General features: G+C 52.0%; 11 protein-coding genes. 6 read left to right on the top strand and 5 right to left on the bottom strand.

Annotation, left to right across the window (positions count from 1 at the left end; all coding sequences use genetic code 11):
* The first annotated feature begins 47 nt into the window (after nucleotides 1-47).
* From BFO_RS03595 to BFO_RS03575, 5 genes are read left to right on the top strand one after another with little or no spacing between them, the layout of a single operon-like run.
* Entirely contained in the window at nucleotides 48-1,523 is a 1,476-nt protein-coding gene (locus BFO_RS03595) for a TolC family protein (RefSeq protein WP_390904757.1), read from the top strand.
* A gap of 42 nt (nucleotides 1,524-1,565) precedes the next feature.
* The gene (locus tag BFO_RS03590) at nucleotides 1,566-2,621 is read left to right on the top strand and encodes an efflux RND transporter periplasmic adaptor subunit (protein WP_041591094.1); all 1,056 of its coding nucleotides are present in this window, start codon (nucleotides 1,566-1,568) and stop codon (nucleotides 2,619-2,621) included.
* Nucleotides 2,622-2,672: 51 nt separating this feature from the next.
* On the top strand, nucleotides 2,673-5,759 hold the full coding sequence (locus tag BFO_RS03585) for an efflux RND transporter permease subunit (protein WP_014224245.1): 3,087 nt from the start codon (nucleotides 2,673-2,675) through the stop codon (nucleotides 5,757-5,759).
* Nucleotides 5,756-10,441, top strand: a complete 4,686-nt coding sequence (locus BFO_RS03580) for an efflux RND transporter permease subunit (RefSeq protein WP_014224244.1) — start codon at nucleotides 5,756-5,758, stop codon at nucleotides 10,439-10,441. Before BFO_RS03585 ends, BFO_RS03580 begins: the two co-directional genes overlap by 4 nt.
* Nucleotides 10,442-10,444: 3 nt before the next feature.
* On the top strand, nucleotides 10,445-11,155 hold the full coding sequence (locus tag BFO_RS03575) for a hypothetical protein (RefSeq protein WP_014224243.1): 711 nt from the start codon (nucleotides 10,445-10,447) through the stop codon (nucleotides 11,153-11,155).
* Between the two features lie 66 nt (nucleotides 11,156-11,221).
* On the opposite strand, the gene BFO_RS03570 is transcribed toward BFO_RS03575, so the two are convergent.
* From BFO_RS03570 to BFO_RS03550, 5 genes are all read right to left on the bottom strand, one after another.
* Entirely contained in the window at nucleotides 11,222-11,476 is a 255-nt protein-coding gene (locus BFO_RS03570) for a WG repeat-containing protein (RefSeq protein ID WP_014224242.1), read from the bottom strand.
* A 277-nt stretch (nucleotides 11,477-11,753) separates the two neighbouring features.
* Nucleotides 11,754-12,515 carry a TIGR03915 family putative DNA repair protein gene (locus BFO_RS03565; protein ID WP_014224240.1) on the bottom strand — a complete coding sequence of 254 codons (762 nt, stop codon included), beginning with the start codon at nucleotides 12,513-12,515 and terminating at the stop codon, nucleotides 11,754-11,756.
* A gap of 10 nt (nucleotides 12,516-12,525) precedes the next feature.
* On the bottom strand, nucleotides 12,526-13,794 hold the full coding sequence (locus BFO_RS03560; protein ID WP_014224239.1) for a putative DNA modification/repair radical SAM protein: 1,269 nt from the start codon (nucleotides 13,792-13,794) through the stop codon (nucleotides 12,526-12,528).
* A gap of 108 nt (nucleotides 13,795-13,902) precedes the next feature.
* Nucleotides 13,903-14,913, bottom strand: a complete 1,011-nt coding sequence (gene msrB / locus BFO_RS03555; RefSeq protein WP_046472630.1) for a peptide-methionine (R)-S-oxide reductase MsrB — start codon at nucleotides 14,911-14,913, stop codon at nucleotides 13,903-13,905.
* 148 nt (nucleotides 14,914-15,061) lie between these two features.
* Nucleotides 15,062-16,423: a TrpB-like pyridoxal phosphate-dependent enzyme gene (locus BFO_RS03550; RefSeq protein ID WP_014224237.1), complete on the bottom strand. Its 1,362-nt coding sequence runs from the start codon at nucleotides 16,421-16,423 to the stop codon at nucleotides 15,062-15,064.
* A 125-nt stretch (nucleotides 16,424-16,548) separates the two neighbouring features.
* Between BFO_RS03550 and BFO_RS15470 the strand changes: the two genes are divergently transcribed.
* A complete protein-coding gene (locus tag BFO_RS15470; RefSeq protein ID WP_394329995.1) occupies nucleotides 16,549-16,668 on the top strand; it encodes a hypothetical protein in 120 nt (39 codons plus the stop codon).
* Nucleotides 16,669-16,747 lie beyond the last annotated feature (79 nt).

Genomic DNA, 16,747 nt, shown 5'->3' with positions numbered 1-16,747 from the left:
GAAACATGATGATGAACAAACAATTCCTAAGGATTTACGTGAGTGGGATGATGTGGCTTGCGGGAATGTGGGGCGTGCCTTCAGAAGCGTATGCGCAACGGTCGGTGACCATAGAGCAGGCACTCGACATCGCCGAAGAGCACAATCCTACCCTGATCAACTCGAAGCTCAATCTGGAGCGATATCAGCTTCAGCTCGTTGCGCAGCGGGCATCGTTAAAATCCCGGTTCTCTCTGAACCTCGATCCGATTGATTATACGAAGACGCGTCGTTTCGACAACCGGCTTTCGCAATGGTACACGAACGAGTCGTTGACTTCAAGCGGGACGTTCCGTGTTACGCAGCCTATCTTGTGGACGGATGGAGAGCTCTCGCTCATTAACCGGTTCGGGTGGCAAAATAACACATCGGTGGTCGAAGGGCATGAAAACCGCAACAGAGCATTCAGCAACAATCTTTATCTTCAGTTCACTCAGCCGGTGTTTACGTATAACCGTCGGAAGATGGAGTTGAAACAGATTGAGTTCGATTATGAAAATGCAGGGATCGATTATGCTCTTCAGCGCCTGAATACGGAGCGAGACATCACGAATCGGTTCTATACGGTTTACATGGCGCAAAGTAACCTGGAGACTAGCAGGGAGGAGTTGGAAAATGCCCGGCAGAGCTTCGAAATTATCAAAAACAAGGTCGAAGCCGATTTGTCGGCCAAAGAGGAGCTGTATCAGGCGGAGTTGAATTTGGCCACGGCACAGTCTTCGGTCGAGGAACGTGTGGTTGCGCTCGCCAACGCGGAAGACGAGTTGAAGCAGGCACTGGGCTTGCCTCTTCACGAACGGATTCGTGTCATGGCCGATATCGGGATCAGTCCGATAGCCGTCAGTCTTGAGGAGGCTGTCCGCAACGGACTCGATTCGCGGATGGAGCTTCGGCAGCGTGAGATCGATATCGAGTTGGCGGAACTGCAAATGATCCGCACGAAGAGCCTGAATGAATTTAAAGGAGATATCTCCTTATCGGTCGGCATTACCGGTGACAATGAGCGATTGGGAAGCGTCTACGATAATCCGACGCAAAATCCTCGTGTCGCCATCAGCTTTACCGTTCCGATCTTCGATTGGGGAGAGAAGAAAGCGCGTGTGAAGGCGCAACGGACAGCACAGACAATCGCGAAGCTCCGGCAGGAAAATGAAAAGCTCGACATCGAGCTGAATATCCGTCAGGTGTGGCGCCGGCTCGAAAATCTCCGCACACAGATTACCATTGCCGAAAAGAATGTCAGGAACGCGCAGCTGACGTATGACCTGAACTTGACCAGATATCGTGAAGGAGACCTCACCGGTATGCAGATCAGTCAGTTTCAGACCCAGCTGTCCAATAAGAAGATCGCTTATTCGCAAACGTTGATCAATTATAAAATCGAGTTGCTGAATCTGAAAATTCTTTCGCTGTACGATTTTGAGAAAAACGCTCCGGTAATTCCTGTCCGGACATTGGGCGATGCCCGTCATAGAGATAAATAAATTCATTCCCGTATACGAGTAAAAAATAAAATGATATACCTCATGATGAAATACCAAACAATCTTCGCCGTAGCCGCGCTGGCCGCGCTTACGGCATGCGGTTCCAAACCTCAATCCGATCAGAACGATGTGGAGACTCCCGTATCTGTGCAGGAACTTCGGAAAGGATCGATCAGCAAGCTCATTCATACCACGGGAACGGCACAGGCCGCTGGTGCGGCCGAACTTGTCTCCGAGATGAGCGGGATGTACGGCCTTCAGCGTAATCCGGCGACGGGCAAACCGTATAAGTTGGGTGATGGGGTCAGGAAAGGTCAACTGATCATACGCCTCGAAAATAAAGAATATGAGAATGGCATTGCGTTGGAATCGAAAACGTTGAATCTTGAAATTGCCCGGCAGGAGCAAAGCAAGCAGAAGGCGTTATACGAGAAAGGAGGAGTGACCCTCAGTGAGATGCGTAATACGGATGTGAAAGCAGCCAATGCCCGGTACGAACTGGAGAATGCCAATATCAGTCTGGAAAAGATGAATATCAAGGCGCCTTTTGACGGAGTGATCGTCTCTCTGCCTCATTATACATCGGACAGTCGGGTGGAGCAGGGGAAACCGATGGTCGGTATCATGTCGTATACGAGTATGTACATGGATGTGAACTTGCCCGAAAGTACGATTCCGTATATCAGGGTCGATCAGCCGGTCCATGTGACGCACTACACCTTGCCCGAAGATACGCTGAAAGGTGTGATCAGCGAACTTTCTCCGGCTATCAGTACCGAGACACGCACCTTCACCGGACGGATACGGATAGACAATGCCGGGCAGAAACTGCGTCCCGGTATGTTCATCAAAGTCGATATCGTTGTGGAGCAGGCCGACAGTGCCATTATTATTCCGAAGCATGCTGTTCTCTCAGCACGAGACCGCAAATATGTATATGTGGTGGAAAAGAATACGGCTGTTGCGCGTCAGATACGGACAGGTCTTGAAGACGATGAGTCTATTCAGGTTACGGAAGGGTTGAACGAGCATGATCATCTTATCGTCAAAGGGTTTGAGACCTTGCGTGAAAACAGTCGGGTAAAGGTGCTGAAGTAACGCGATGCAGTGAAACGGTAATACAGGTATAGTTTAAGATTACGCAATGACATGAAAAAAATCATCCGGTTTGCGGTAAACAATCCCGTTACCATGGCGATGGTGGTGCTGGCAATCGTGTTGCTCGGCAATATCTCGTACAATCGTCTGAATGTGGATTTACTGCCCGACATGAATGCTCCGCGTCTGTTCGTAGAAATCAAGGCGGGTGAACGTCCGCCCGAAGAGATGGAGAAGATGTTCGTAGAGAATATGGAGTCGATGGCCATACGTCAGAGCGACGTCACGCAGGTCGCCTCGGTGATTCGTTCCGGCTCGGCACGCATCACGGTCACGTACGTCCAGCATAAAGATATGGACGAGGCCTTTTTAGACTTGCAGAAAGCCATGGCGCCTTTTTCGCGTAACACGGATATTGAGTCTCTCAACATCACTCAGCATGATCCGAATACCGATCCGGTGATGTTGATTGCCATGTCGCATCGTTCCATCACCGATATGGCCGAGCTGCGTAAGATGGCCGGGAATTACGTGCGCAACGAACTGGTGCGTATAGAAGGGGTAGGGGAAGTATTACTCTCCGGCGAAGAGCGCTCTGTCCTGACCTTACGAACCGATCCCTATAAGTTAAAGGCGTTCGGCTTGACGATGGAAGACATCGCCTCCGGAATCGAGGCGAATAATCAAACCGTATCGGGCGGAAGGGTCAGTGAACTCGGACTGCAGTATTTGGTGAAAAGTTCGTCGTTCTTTACTTCCGAAGCCGATTTTGAGAATCTGATTGTGAGCTATCGCCCGACTGTCGCATCGACGGAAGCATCTCATGCAAATGGCGGAACGGAGAACCGTGCACCGATATATCTGTGCGAAGTGGCTACAGCCCGGTTTGAAAATGCCCGTCCCGAAAACATCGTGCGTATCAACGGCGAACGTTGCATCGGCCTCTCTGTTTATAAGGAGATGCAGCATAATACGGTTCGGGTGGTCGATCGAATCGATCGACAGTTGAAAGCCATGGAACAGGCTTTGCCCGGCTATCGTTTTCAGGTGATCCGCAATCAGGGTACTTTTATCAGTCAAGCGATCGGTGAAGTGAAAAGTACGGCTTTGCTGGGGATGCTGTTGGCCGTGTTAGTGCTGTTTGTCTTCCTTCGTCGTATCGGGACGACGCTGATCGTCAGTCTGTCGATCCCTATTTCGATCGTGGCAACATTTAACCTGATGTATTTTAACGGACTGACATTAAACGTCATGACACTGGGAGGTCTCGCGCTTGGCGGAGGGATGCTCGTCGATAATGCCATTGTGGTGATAGAAAGCATCTTCCGAAATCATGAGCGGGGGCTGAGCCGTGCAGACGCTATTGTCACCGGAACATCGGAGGTAGCCGGCGCAGTGATTGCTTCTACACTGACGACCATTGTCGTTTTTCTTCCAATCGTCTACCTGCACGGAGCATCGGGCGAACTGTTCAAGGAGCAGGCGTGGACGGTGGCTTTCTCGCTGCTGTCCTCTTTATTTGTTGCCTTGCTGATTATTCCCATGCTATACGACCGACTATCGGGGAGGAAGCAGATACAGCGGCAAGCGAAAACCGTTCGGTTCGAGCGGTATGGCATGCTGCTCACCTCGTTTCTCCGACGCCGTTGGTGGGTGATCGGTCTGTCGGTAGGATTGCTGGTCGTTACGTTCCTGCTTACTCCATTCGTCGGGACGGAGTTTTTACCCCGCTCCGCCGGACGTGCGTTCTCCGTCTCACTGAGACTGCCGGAAGGCACACGTCTCGAACGCACGGATGCCGTAGTGCATAATCTGGAATATCTGCTGCACTCCATCAGTGGCGACAGCCTGCTTACCGTGTACAGCCATATCGGAGAAGGAGCATCGGAGCATGAGGTATTTGAGGGAGAGTCGACGGCAACGCTGACGGTCTTGCTTTCGGAGGCGTCGCCTTTGTCGACCGATAAAGTCATATCGCGTTTTGTGGAAGCAACGAAAGAGATCGAAGGGTTGGAACTTACGTTCAAACAGGAGGATTACTCGCTGGGCTCGCTGTTCGGAGATGAAGAGGCTCCGATTGTCGTGGAAGTGAAAGGAGAAGAATCGGAAGAGATCGCGGCTCTCACAGACGAGGTGATGGCACGGATGGCATCGGTCGAAGGGATTTATAACCTCAAGTCGTCGATGGCCGACGGAGCGCCCGAGCTGCTGATCACCCTCGACCGTACGATGGCCGGTATTCATCAGATTACGGCCTCGACCGTGCTTGCCCAGTTAAAGCAACAGTTGCAGGGGCGGGACGTGGGCAAGATGGAATATAAGGGAGAGATGCGTGATATTGTCATCAAAATACCCGATATTACGGCAGAGGAATTGAAACGCCTTGTCATCCGTAGCGGGAATCGGGAATTTCTGCTGCACGAGATCGCGACGATTACCCCGACACAGGCCCCGAAGGAGATATTTCGTCGGAATCAGAGCCGTATCAACAAGATTCTTGCCGACAAAGACGAAGCTCGCTCGCTCGATAAGGTGGCGCGAGACATACGCCGGGCAGTGGAGGACGTGGAGTTGCCCTCACGTTATTCGATTCATGTGACGGGCGAGGAGGAGCAGCGTCGGGAATCGATGAACAGCCTGATGCTTGCGCTGTTATTGTCGGTCGTACTTGTATACATGGTGCTGGCATCGCAGTTCGAATCGTTGCTGCATCCTTTTACCATCCTGTTGACTGTTCCGCTGGCACTGGTGGGAGCCGTGCTGATCTTCTGGATCACCGGAATAACGCTCAATATCATGGGAGTGATCGGGATGATTATGCTTGCCGGGATTGCGGTGAACAACTCGATTCTTTTAGTCGGACGCATCAACCAGTTGAAGAAGACGATGGAGCTTACGGAGGCCATTGTCGAGGCCGGCCGGCAGCGAATCCGTCCGATCATGATGACTACGCTTACGACGATTCTGGCCTTGCTGCCCATGTCGCTCCATATCGGCGAAGGAGCGGCCTTGCGCTCCGCCATGGCGGTGGCTGTCATCGGCGGACTTATTACGTCTACTTTGATGAGTCTTGTCGTGATTCCGTGTGTTTACTATGTGTTCGAACAACTGAAAAGTAAGGTAAGACGCGAAGGATGAACATTCTTTTAAACAGAAGGGTAACCATCAGCATGTTGTTTATTGCGCTTACCTTATTGGGGTATGTGTCCTACAAACAGCTGCCTGTGGAGTTGTTGCCCAATGCGGAATTGCCCGTGCTGTTCGTCTCCGTCCAGTCTCAGCAGGAGATGGATCCGGCGTATGTCGAGACCGAAGTCATCATTCCGATCGAGGGAGCTATCAGCACCGTCGGAGGGGTAGATAAGATACGCTCCGAGATCAACCGCCGCCAGTCGTCCATACAGGTCGATTTCAAGGCCGATATCAATTTCAAGACGACGTATCTCAGGCTCGAAGAGAAGATGAAAGAAGTCTCCTCATCGCTGCCGAAAGGCTTTACCGTGCAAGTGCAGAAAGTTGATCTGGCGATGATGGCGAACCGTTTTATGACATTGCAGGTGCGAGGTTCGGGAGGAGTGGATCGCGTGCGTAATGTCGTGGAAGAAGAGGTTCGGCGCGACCTTGAACATATCGATGGAGTGGCGGCCGTCGATGTGTATGGCGGACAGGAGCGAACCATTGAGATCCGTTTACATAAGGAAGTGTGTGAAGCGTTGAACCTGACGGCCTCGAAGATCGGTGAGTTGCTGAATCGTCAGACGCAGGAGAAAATGTTTGCAGGGAATGTTACGGAAGCTGATTCGCGTTATTTCGTTCATGTGCATTCGGCGTACACGCAGGTTTCCGAGCTGGAGTATCTTGTCGTAGCCGAAGGCCCCGTGTTCCTGAAAGACGTGGCAACCGTCAGCTTCGACCTGAAAGAAGAAACCTCGTTCAGCCGCGTGAACGGCAAGGACGCGATCTCCGTCGCGCTCATGAACGAAGCCCAGACGAACCTCATCGACCTGTCGCATCGTACACGGGCGGTGATCGACCGGCTCAATGAACGTTTGCAGGAACAGGATGTGGAGATCGTGATCGAGTCGGATACGGCTGAAACGATGGAGAAGAATATCGATCAGATCATTCGTCTGGCGCTGACAGGGGGCTTGTTGGCTATCTTAGTGCTCTGGTTTTTCCTGAAGAATATCCGTCTCGTGTTCTTCATCGCCTTGTCTATCCCCTTGTCCGTATATACGGCTTTTAACTTCTTCTATGCGGCAGGCATCTCGATCAACAGCCTGACTCTCGTCGGCATGGCGCTTGCTATCGGGATGCTGCTCGATAACAGCGTCGTCGTGCTCGAAAATGTGTATCGGCGGTCGGCGGCGGGAGAATCGCCCGAGCAGTCCGTAACGAAAGGGACAAAAGAGGTCTGGCGTTCGATTATAGCCGCTACGCTCACAACCATCACCGTATTCCTGCCTTTCGTCTTCTCCGATAATTTCATGATCAAACTGATCGGCAACCATATCGGTGTCTCAATTATTTCCACCCTGCTGGTGTCGATGGGGGTGGCCCTGCTGTTTATTCCGATGGCGACCTACGGCATCTTGCGACGAAAAGGTGAGAGCGTATTTTACGAAAAGATTTCTCTGCTGCAACGGCCTGTGCAGATTTACCTCGTATTTCTCAAAACGTGCATGCGTCATCCCGGTGCTACCTTGTTGAGCGCCGTCGTACTGCTTTTCCTGACGCTGATTCTGTCGCTGACGATGAACGTCCGTCAGAACAGGGAAGTTGAGTCCGACCGCTTCGATATCTATGTCACGATGCATACGGGCAGCACGCTGGAGCATACGGATAAGATCGTGAAGGTGATCGAAGAACGTCTTAATGAGATCCCGGAGAAGCAGGATGTCGTCAGCTGTGTTCAGGAGGAGCAAGCCGTGCTGACCGTGATTCTTCGGAAAGATTACGAGACGACGGGTAGGCGTAAGATCGCTGAGATCAAGGCCGACGCACAAACGCGGATGCCGGCTGTGGGAGGTGCCGAGATATCGTTCTCCGAAGCTATGAGCGGAACCGGTGGGGGTGACGGCGCAGGAACGGCCATGGCTTTTATGACGCTGCTGGGCATTGGGGATAATCAGGAGCGGGTGGTTATCAAAGGATCGGACTACGACATGATGCAGGTGGTGGCCGAAGATATACGGTATTACCTCGACGCACAGGAGTTTGTCGGACATGCGTGGATGCCGTCGACCCGTCGTCAACCCGAAGTGCGGTTGCATTTCGATCCGTTACTGCTCGCTTCGTACAGCATCACCCGAAGTCATATCGCAACAGGACTGGCGCAGCTGACGCCCGAATATGCTACGGGAACAACCTTCAAAGTGGGTAACAAGACTTACGACATCGTGATTCGTGAAGATTTGCCGGACAAGACGTCCGAGCGGGAAAAGAAACAGCAAACCGTTGATGACTTGAAAGAGGTACGCATTGCCGACGGGCAGGGAGGAATGCACCGCCTTCACGAGCTGGCTACCCTTCACAAGAGCAACGGACGCTCACGTATCATACGTGTGAATCAGGACAAGCAACTTGAAGTACGCTACCGGTTCGCCCGCAGTGTCGAAGAGTCGAAGACACTGCTCGAAGGGTATCGTGCCGACATCGACCGGTATATCGCGAATTATAATCTGCCCGCCGGGGTAGCCATTGAAGTCGTTCATGAAGAAGATCTGTTCGCCGATTTTAAATTCCTCCTGCTTGCCGCCTTCGTGCTGATCTTTATGATTCTCTCGTGCGTATTCGAATCGATATCGACTCCGTTCGTACTGCTCTTTTCCATTCCTCTGGCGGCTATCGGATCACTGCTGGCTCTGCTTATGACCGGTAACAGCCTGCTGAATGCGAATACGTTGACGGGCTTTCTGATCCTCCTTGGAGTAGTTGTGAACAACGGCATCATCCTTATCGACTATGCTCGTATTCTCCGCAAGCAAGGCTTCCGACGCGAACGTGCGCTGATGACGGCCGGGCTGTCCCGTATCCGTCCGATTCTGATCACGAGCATCACCACGATTATCGCCATGTTCCCGCTGGCCATGGGCGATACGGAATATGCCGGAGCTATCGGAGCGCCTTTTGCGATTACTGTGATCGGTGGACTGACTTTTTCGTCGTTGCTGACGCTGGTCATCCTTCCCACGGCTTACATGGGGCTGGAGAATACGTTACAATGGTACCGTGCGCTCTCGCGCAGGGTGCAATGGCTTCATCTCGGGCTTATGCTTGCCGGGCTGCTTGCCGTCTATGTCTATATCGACAGTTGGCTGTGGCAGGCCGTATCGGTTGTGACGCTGGTCATCCTCATTCCCGGAGTCACAGCCTTTGTAAAGGCCAGTTTGCGCCGGGCAAGAGCCGATGTGATTCATCCTGAGCAGGAGATCCGGATCGTCATCCGTAACCTTGTGAAGGTATACGACCGTGCGGGACGTTTCGCCCGCCAGTGGAACAGCGGACAGGAACGGCGCAAGCGTCTGGGGATTCAGCAGGAGTATCGTTCGTTCAAAGACTTCCTGAATATCGGCTGGTTGTTTGGACTCTTCGCGTTTGTCGTCTGTTTCACCTACGGCTATCTGGAGCATTCGTTCTGGATCTTTGTCTTTTCATTTATCGTATATGCGTTGACCCTGTACCTGTGGCGTAAAATACGGATGTACCTCTTCTTCCGTTTCGGCGACGGAAGAGGCCTCCGTTACCTCAACCGACTCCTGTTCTGGGGAGTGCCTGTCGTACTGCTTGTCGTTTTGTCGGGCAAGATCAGTCAACCGTCTCTGATGGTGCTTACCGCTCTCTTGTGGGGATGCGGGTTGATTGTTTATGTCACGTCGCAATATCTGTATGAAAGGGAAGTGAACATCGAGCGTGTAGGCGGTCGCTTTGCGGGGCTGAAACGTATGTTCTTCCGTCTGGTCAAGAGTGTGCCGTGGCTCGGCAAGCGTCGTCGTCCGTTCAAAGCGTTGCGCGGCGTATCGTTCGAGATCAAGACGGGGGTGTTCGGTCTGCTGGGCCCTAACGGAGCCGGTAAATCAACACTGATGCGGATCGTTACGGGTATTTTGGAGCAGAGTTACGGATGTATTCGGGTGAATGGGCTGGACACCCGTGTCTACCGTGAGGAGTTGCAGGGGCTGATCGGCTTCCTGCCGCAGGAGTTCGGCACATACGAGCAGATGTCGTCGTGGGAGTTTCTGGACTATCAGGCTATCCTGAAAGGACTGACCGACGACCGTTTGCGCAACGAACGGATCGAATACGTGTTGCGAGCCGTAAATATGTATGAACGAAGAGACGAGAAGATCGGTTCCTTCTCCGGCGGCATGAAGCAGCGGATCGGCATCGCCCTAATTCTCCTTCATCTGCCTCGTATCCTCGTGGTCGATGAGCCTACGGCGGGACTTGACCCGCGCGAGCGGATCCGTTTTCGTAACCTGCTGGTCGAACTGAGTAAGGAACGTATCGTCATCTTCTCGACGCATATCATCGAGGATATTTCGAGTTCGTGCAATCAGGTGGCTGTCATCGACAGGGGACAGTTGAAATACTTCGGACAGCCCGAAGGCATGGTTTATATGGCCGAAGGCAAGATATGGCAGTTCTCCATCGATGGGGAGTCGTTCGACGAGCTCGATAAGTCGTTCGTCGTACATCATATTCAGGATGGCGATCGCATACAGGTGCGTTATCTCTCGGCCGTGCAGCCCCGTCCTGATGCCGTGCAGGCAGAGGCCAATCTCGAAGATGCTTATTTGTGCTTATTAAAAAACATGTAGAAGATGAAAAAATATATCATACTGGCCGGGCGGATGGTGCGCTATAACTTGAAGATTATCTTTGCCGGCAAGTTTGTTTGGTTTCTGTTGGCTGCCTTCGTGTTCTTTGCCTTCTTTATGTTTCAGATGGCATGGGACAGGGTGGAAATCAACGAAGAAAGTATTTATTATTTGCTGTTCTTCCCGTGTATGCTGTTGATCTTCTACCCCGTGGTCTTTGGGATTCAGAACGATGAGGATAGCCGCATGCTCGAGATCATCTTCAGCATCCCCGACTACCGTTATAAGGTCTGGGGTGCACGTATGCTGATGGTCTACGTGGCCGATTATGTCATCCTGCTGCTTTTTGCTTTGCTCGCCCGATGGCTGCTCTATCCCGTACCCGTCTTCGAGATGGCCGCACAACTGCTATTCCCCATGCTGTTTTTCGGTAACCTCGCATTTCTCTTCTCCACCTTGACGCGTAGCGGGAACGCTACGGCCGTGATCATGATTGTGCTGGGACTGCTGTTCTTTATCTTTATGAATGCTGTCGACCTGATCAGCCGTTCGTTCTGGAACGTTTTTCTCAATCCATTCTCGCGGCCTCGTGAGATGCACCCCCTCGTCTGGCAGAGTACGATCCTTAAAAGCCGTCTTTTCCTGACGGTCGGAGGCATCGTTTTTCTTCTGGCCGGACTTCTGAACCTCCGCCGCAGAGAGAAGTTTATCTAAAGAGTATGCAGCGGTCAGCATTCAGCCAACAGTCCAACCAATCAACAATCAAATGCCCGAAGGGCTTCACTTTTCGTTTTTCACTATTCTGAAAGATAATACGCCCCATTTGTTGTCACGCTTGATCCGAGCTCTCCCCTCGCGGAAAAATCCGGCTGCCTCATATAGAGGTGGGATGATTTGCCGTACTTCGTATGTTGTTTTGTACATCACCGTATCTTGCGGAACGTTTTTCGCTTCGGGGATTTGCGCATACGCGCTTTTACCGGCGGAGAGCATCGTCAGCCCCGCCACGATCAATGTATATGTCATCTTTTTCATTGCTTTATTTTTTAAAATATGATTATCCGCACTTATACCTAATCATTTTAACTTTTATGATTATGCGCGTTTGATTTTATTTGTAAGTGTTTGATCTGTAAACTTGTATTCTGATGCGTGATGTCTGTGTCTTGTTCTTTTTCTTTTTCTGCCGGGGTATTTGCTGTTTTATGTAAATTATGTTTTTTAATGTGTTTCTTTAGATTGGTATCCAATCTTTTTGAGGGGATTTCTGTCCGATGCCGACAGGAAGTACGGTTATCGCTCCATTCTCTGCTTATTGCTTTTCCGTCAGGTATTGCCAGAAGCGGACGGGCATATCCTGACGCTGTTTCCGCAGGTTGATGCGTTCTTTGATGGACATCGCCTTGAAGTAGCCGCGCCACAAGTCTTGAAACAGTTGCTCGTCTTCGGCCATCAGCGATTCGTCGAGCCGGCCGCCCAACAGCCGGTCGTCGTCCGTAAACGTGATTTCGCGTGCCGTTTGCAGGTCGTAATAGTAACCGTACTTGCGTCTCAGGTCGTAGATTACCCAAGGCTGGTCGGCAAAGCGGTCGGTGAAATGGTCGATGGTCAGGGGTAACGCGTTATATATCGGTCGGACGGGGGCGAAGAACAGATCGTCGGCAGCTTTCTGAAAGCGCACGAACTGTTTGAGATAAAGCGCTTCATGGCCTACTTTACGGGCAATCTTACCAACTTCCAACACATCGGCATCGCCGAAGTTCAGGGAGATGTCGTGCTTTGTGTCGAATGTTTTGCGGATATAACGGAGCAGCAGTTCGTCGCTTCCGGGCAGTTCCGACAGCCAGACACGCATCAGCATGTTACAGGCTTCTTTTTTCAACTTGCGCTCCAGCGCCTTCCACACGCGTTCGGCCGATGTTTTTTGGGTCCACACCGTATAGACTTCATCCGTAAACAGAGGAGGCGTTTCGCCTGTTTTCATCAGGCGTTGCGGAAATGTTTTCCGGTTATATGCGTCGAAAACGGCAGTCAGCAGCCCTTCGAAGGTTTTGTCGTAGAAGAAAATCACCATACGTCTTCTCCTATTCCGGCCATGGGATGGTCAGCTGGCGTTCATCGGTCGCCAATTTGCGTTTCTTTGGTTCGGTCAGGATGCGGCGCACGTATTCGGGCGTCACCTCATGCACCGTATTCACCGGTAACTCACGGCAGGTGATGAAGTATTGCGCTTTCTTCATCACGATGCCGATCTTTTTCAGTTGTGCCGATGTGAGCCGGCCATAGCGGCGTGCGGCTACGATCAGCTTAGCTGACTTCACGCCGATGCCCGGCACCCGCAGAATCATCGAATAGTCTGCCGTGTTCACATCTACCGGGAAATGTTCGGGATGCCGTAAGGCCCATGCCAGCTTCGGATCGATCTCCGGATCGAGGTTCGGGAAACGGTCGTCGACAATCTCGTCCGCCCTGAACTCATAAAAGCGCATGAGCCAGTCGGCCTGATAGAGTCGGTTCTCACGTATCAAAGGAGCTTGCCTCAGGGCAGGCAGGCGTTTATCGTATGTATTCACCGGTATGTATCCCGAATAATAGACGCGTTTCATACTTGGTCGGCGGTACAAGGCGGACGAGATGGAGAGGATTTCCTTATCAGTCTCGGAGGTAGCGCCCACGATCATCTGCGTGCTTTGTCCGGCGGGAACAAAACGCGGAGCATGCCGGAACTTGCGCCGGTCTTCGAGGCTTTGCAACATGCCCTGCTGAATGTAGCGCATCGGTGTGAAGACGCTTTGAAAATCTTTCTCCGGCGCGAGGAGTTTCAGGTTTTGTTCTGTCGGGATTTCGAGGTTGACACTCATACGGTCGGCATAAAGCCCTCCTTCGTTGACCAGTTCCCGACTGCATCCGGGGATGCTCTTCAAGTGAATATACCCGTTGAAACAATGCACCGTGCGAAGGTCTCTGACGACACGCACCATGCGTTCCATCGTATAGTCGGGGCTGCGCATGACGCCGGAGCTGAGAAACAGCCCCTCGATATAGTTGCGACGGTAAAACTCGATGGTCAGTTCTACCAGTTCGCTGACCGAGAATGTGGCTCGCGGATGATCGTTGCTGCGACGGTTGATGCAGTAAGCACAGTCGTACATGCAATGGTTCGTGAGCATGATTTTGAGGAGAGACACGCAACGTCCGTCGTCCGTGAAGCTATGGCAGATGCCCATCCCGCCGACGGTATTGCCTAATCCGCCGGACGTATTTCTGCGCACCGTGCCGCTCGAAGCGCACGAGACATCGTATTTGGCCGACTCGGCCAGTATCTTCAGTTTCTCTAAAATCCCCTCGTTCATTACCTCGCAAAGGAAGACATTCCGGGCGAAACAAGAAAAAACTTTAGCCCCGAAAATCTTCCTTTGTTGAAAAAAACTTTGGTATGGCTATGGAGGTGTGCCGAAGATTTATTTGACCATCCCGATGTAGCTTCCGTACCCTTCGGCTTCCATCTTTTCTTTCGGAATGAACCGCAGTGAGGCGCTGTTGATGCAGTAACGCAGCCCTCCTTTGTCTTTCGGGCCGTCGTCGAAGACGTGTCCCAGATGGGCATCGCCCGTCGAGCTGCGCACTTCTTTGCGGATCATTCCGTGCGAGGTGTCTTTTTTCTCTACCACTGACTTGCGGTCGATCGGTTTCGAGAAACTGGGCCATCCGCATCCGGAGTCGAACTTATCGGTCGAGACGAACAACGGTTCGCCCGTGGTAATATCGACGTAAATGCCCGGACGGTGTTCGTTCCAGTAAGCATTCCGGAAAGGGCGTTCGGTCGCATTCTCCTGAGTTACGGCATACTGTTCGGGCGTAAGCTGTTCGCGCAGGACGCTGTCGTCCGGCTTGACGTAGGATCGGGGTTTCTCCATCCGTGCGTTGCGTGCCAATTTGAACAGCGACGGATCGATGTGGCAATAACCGCCGGGATTCTTGTCGAGGTAATCCTGATGGTAATCTTCGGCCGCATAGAAGTTGACCAACGGCTTTATCTCTACGGCTAACGGACGTTTATACGCCGATGCCAACCGGTTAACGGTTTGCTGAATGACCGGCAGGTCGGCCGGATCGGTGTAATAAATCCCCGTCCGGTATTGCGTGCCCCGGTCATTTCCCTGTCTGTTGAGGCTCGTAGGATCGATCGTTTTAAAGAACAGCTCGATAAGGAAAGGCAACTCTGCCGTGGCAGGGTTGTATTCCACCTTTACCGTCTCCGCAAAATCGGTCGTACCCGTACATACTTCCTGATAGGTCGGATTCTTTTTGTTGCCGTTAGCATATCCGGCCTGCGTTGTTTTTACACCTTCGATCTGCTTCAGAAAATGTTCCGTTCCCCAGAAACATCCTCCGGCCAGATAGATTTCTTTCTCTTGTTGCTTATCTTTGGGGTTGGTCTGCGGATTCTCTCCGCCCGACAGTCCCATCATACATGTTGCCATCATGATTATCCAGTTCGTTATCATTTTTTACAGGTTTTAGTGTAATTGATTTTCGTTTTCTTTTGAAGAACGGACTGCCGCTTTGTTTTATTGTGTCGCCGGTTTTGCAGGAATATCATTGTCCGATGTGTTGTGATTAAATAATCTGTTCCAGATCTTGGGTTGATTTCTTCAGTTCCTCGTCGGGAAGTTCGTAGTTGGTCAGGTCGCCGGCCAGATACAGGTCATAGGCAGCCATATCGATCAGTCCGTGGCCCGAAAGGTTGAAGAGGATCGTGCGTGCTTTGCCTTCCTCCTTCGCCTCCTTCGCTTCCCGGATCGTAGCGGCGATAGCGTGAGCCGACTCGGGTGCGGGGATGATACCCTCCGTCTTGGCGAAGAGTCGGGCGGCGTCGAACGTCTCAAGCTGCGGGATGTCGACGGCGTTCATCAGCCCCTCCTTCTTCAGTTGACTGACAATGGCTCCGGCACCGTGGTAACGCAGTCCGCCGGCGTGGATATGTGCCGGGGAGAACGTGTGGCCGAGCGTATACATAGGAATGAGCGGTGTGTGACCCGCTTCGTCGCCGAAGTCGTATTGGAAGCGGCCACGCGTCAGCTTCGGGCATGATGCCGGTTCGGCCGCCACGACACGTAGCGTGCGACCCTCGGTCAGCTTATGCCTTAGGAAGGGGAACGACAGGCCGGAGAAATTGGACCCTCCGCCGAAGCACGCGATCACCACATCCGGATATTCGCCCGCCATCTCCATCTGCTTCTCCGCCTCCAGACCGATCACCGTCTGGTGGAGCGCCACATGGTTGAGCACACTGCCCAACACGTACTTGCAGTTAGGTGTCTGCATGGCCAGCTCCACGGCTTCGGAAATCGCCGTGCCGAGGCTGCCCTGATACGTCGGGTGATCCGTCAATATCTTCCTTCCCGACTTCGTACTCATGCTCGGCGAAGCGATGACCTGTGCCCCGAATGTCTGCATCATCGAACGACGGTAGGGCTTCTGATTATAACTGATCTTGACCATATAGACGGCCAACTCCAACCCGAAAGCCTTGGCCGCATACGACATTGCCGCGCCCCATTGTCCAGCGCCCGTCTCGGTGGTGATGTTCGTCACCCCATCTTTCCGGCAGAAATAAGCTTGTGCGAGCGCCGAGTTGAGCTTGTGCGAACCGATGGGGCTGACACTCTCATTCTTGAAATAAATATGTGCCGGAGTATCCAATGCGCGCTCCAGACCGTAGGCCCGGACGAGCGGCGTGGGGCGCCAGTTCTTGTAGAGGTCGCACACCTCCTCGGGGATTTCGATCCATGTGTCCGTCACGTTCAACTCCTGTTGTGCCAACCCGGTGGCGAAGAGCGGGTAGAGATCCTCGGCCGTCATCGGCTGCCGAGTAGCCGGATTGAGCATGGGCATCGGCTTTGTCTTCATATCGGCTACGATATTATACCATGCAGTGGGAATATCTTTCTCTTGTAATAAAAACTTCTTCGGATTCATAGGATTCTGTTTCTGATTTGTTTTGAGATGACAAAGGAACAAAAAAAGGTTGATATATTCAAATCTTCGTCGATTTCGGGGCGTAATCCGTCGGCCGGTTCGTACGGGGCTGTCGCTCCTGTATCGTGAATACGGAATACATCGCACGGATCGGATTTTTCGGTAAAGAGCATTATCAGGTCAAACTGAAAAACGGAACACCATTAAAAGTAATTCTAAGCGGTTATAAAGTATTAAAGAGATAGTTATAATAGATATGTGCGGCTATTACCCCTTATACAAGCGTAAACATTTTTTATATTTTGCGTTCGCTTTTGTTATGAT

This window comes from Tannerella forsythia 92A2 (assembly GCF_000238215.1).
Lineage (GTDB): Bacteria > Bacteroidota > Bacteroidia > Bacteroidales > Tannerellaceae > Tannerella > Tannerella forsythia.
Note: the sequence above shows the minus strand (reverse complement) of the source record. Positions and strands in the feature narration are given on the sequence as shown.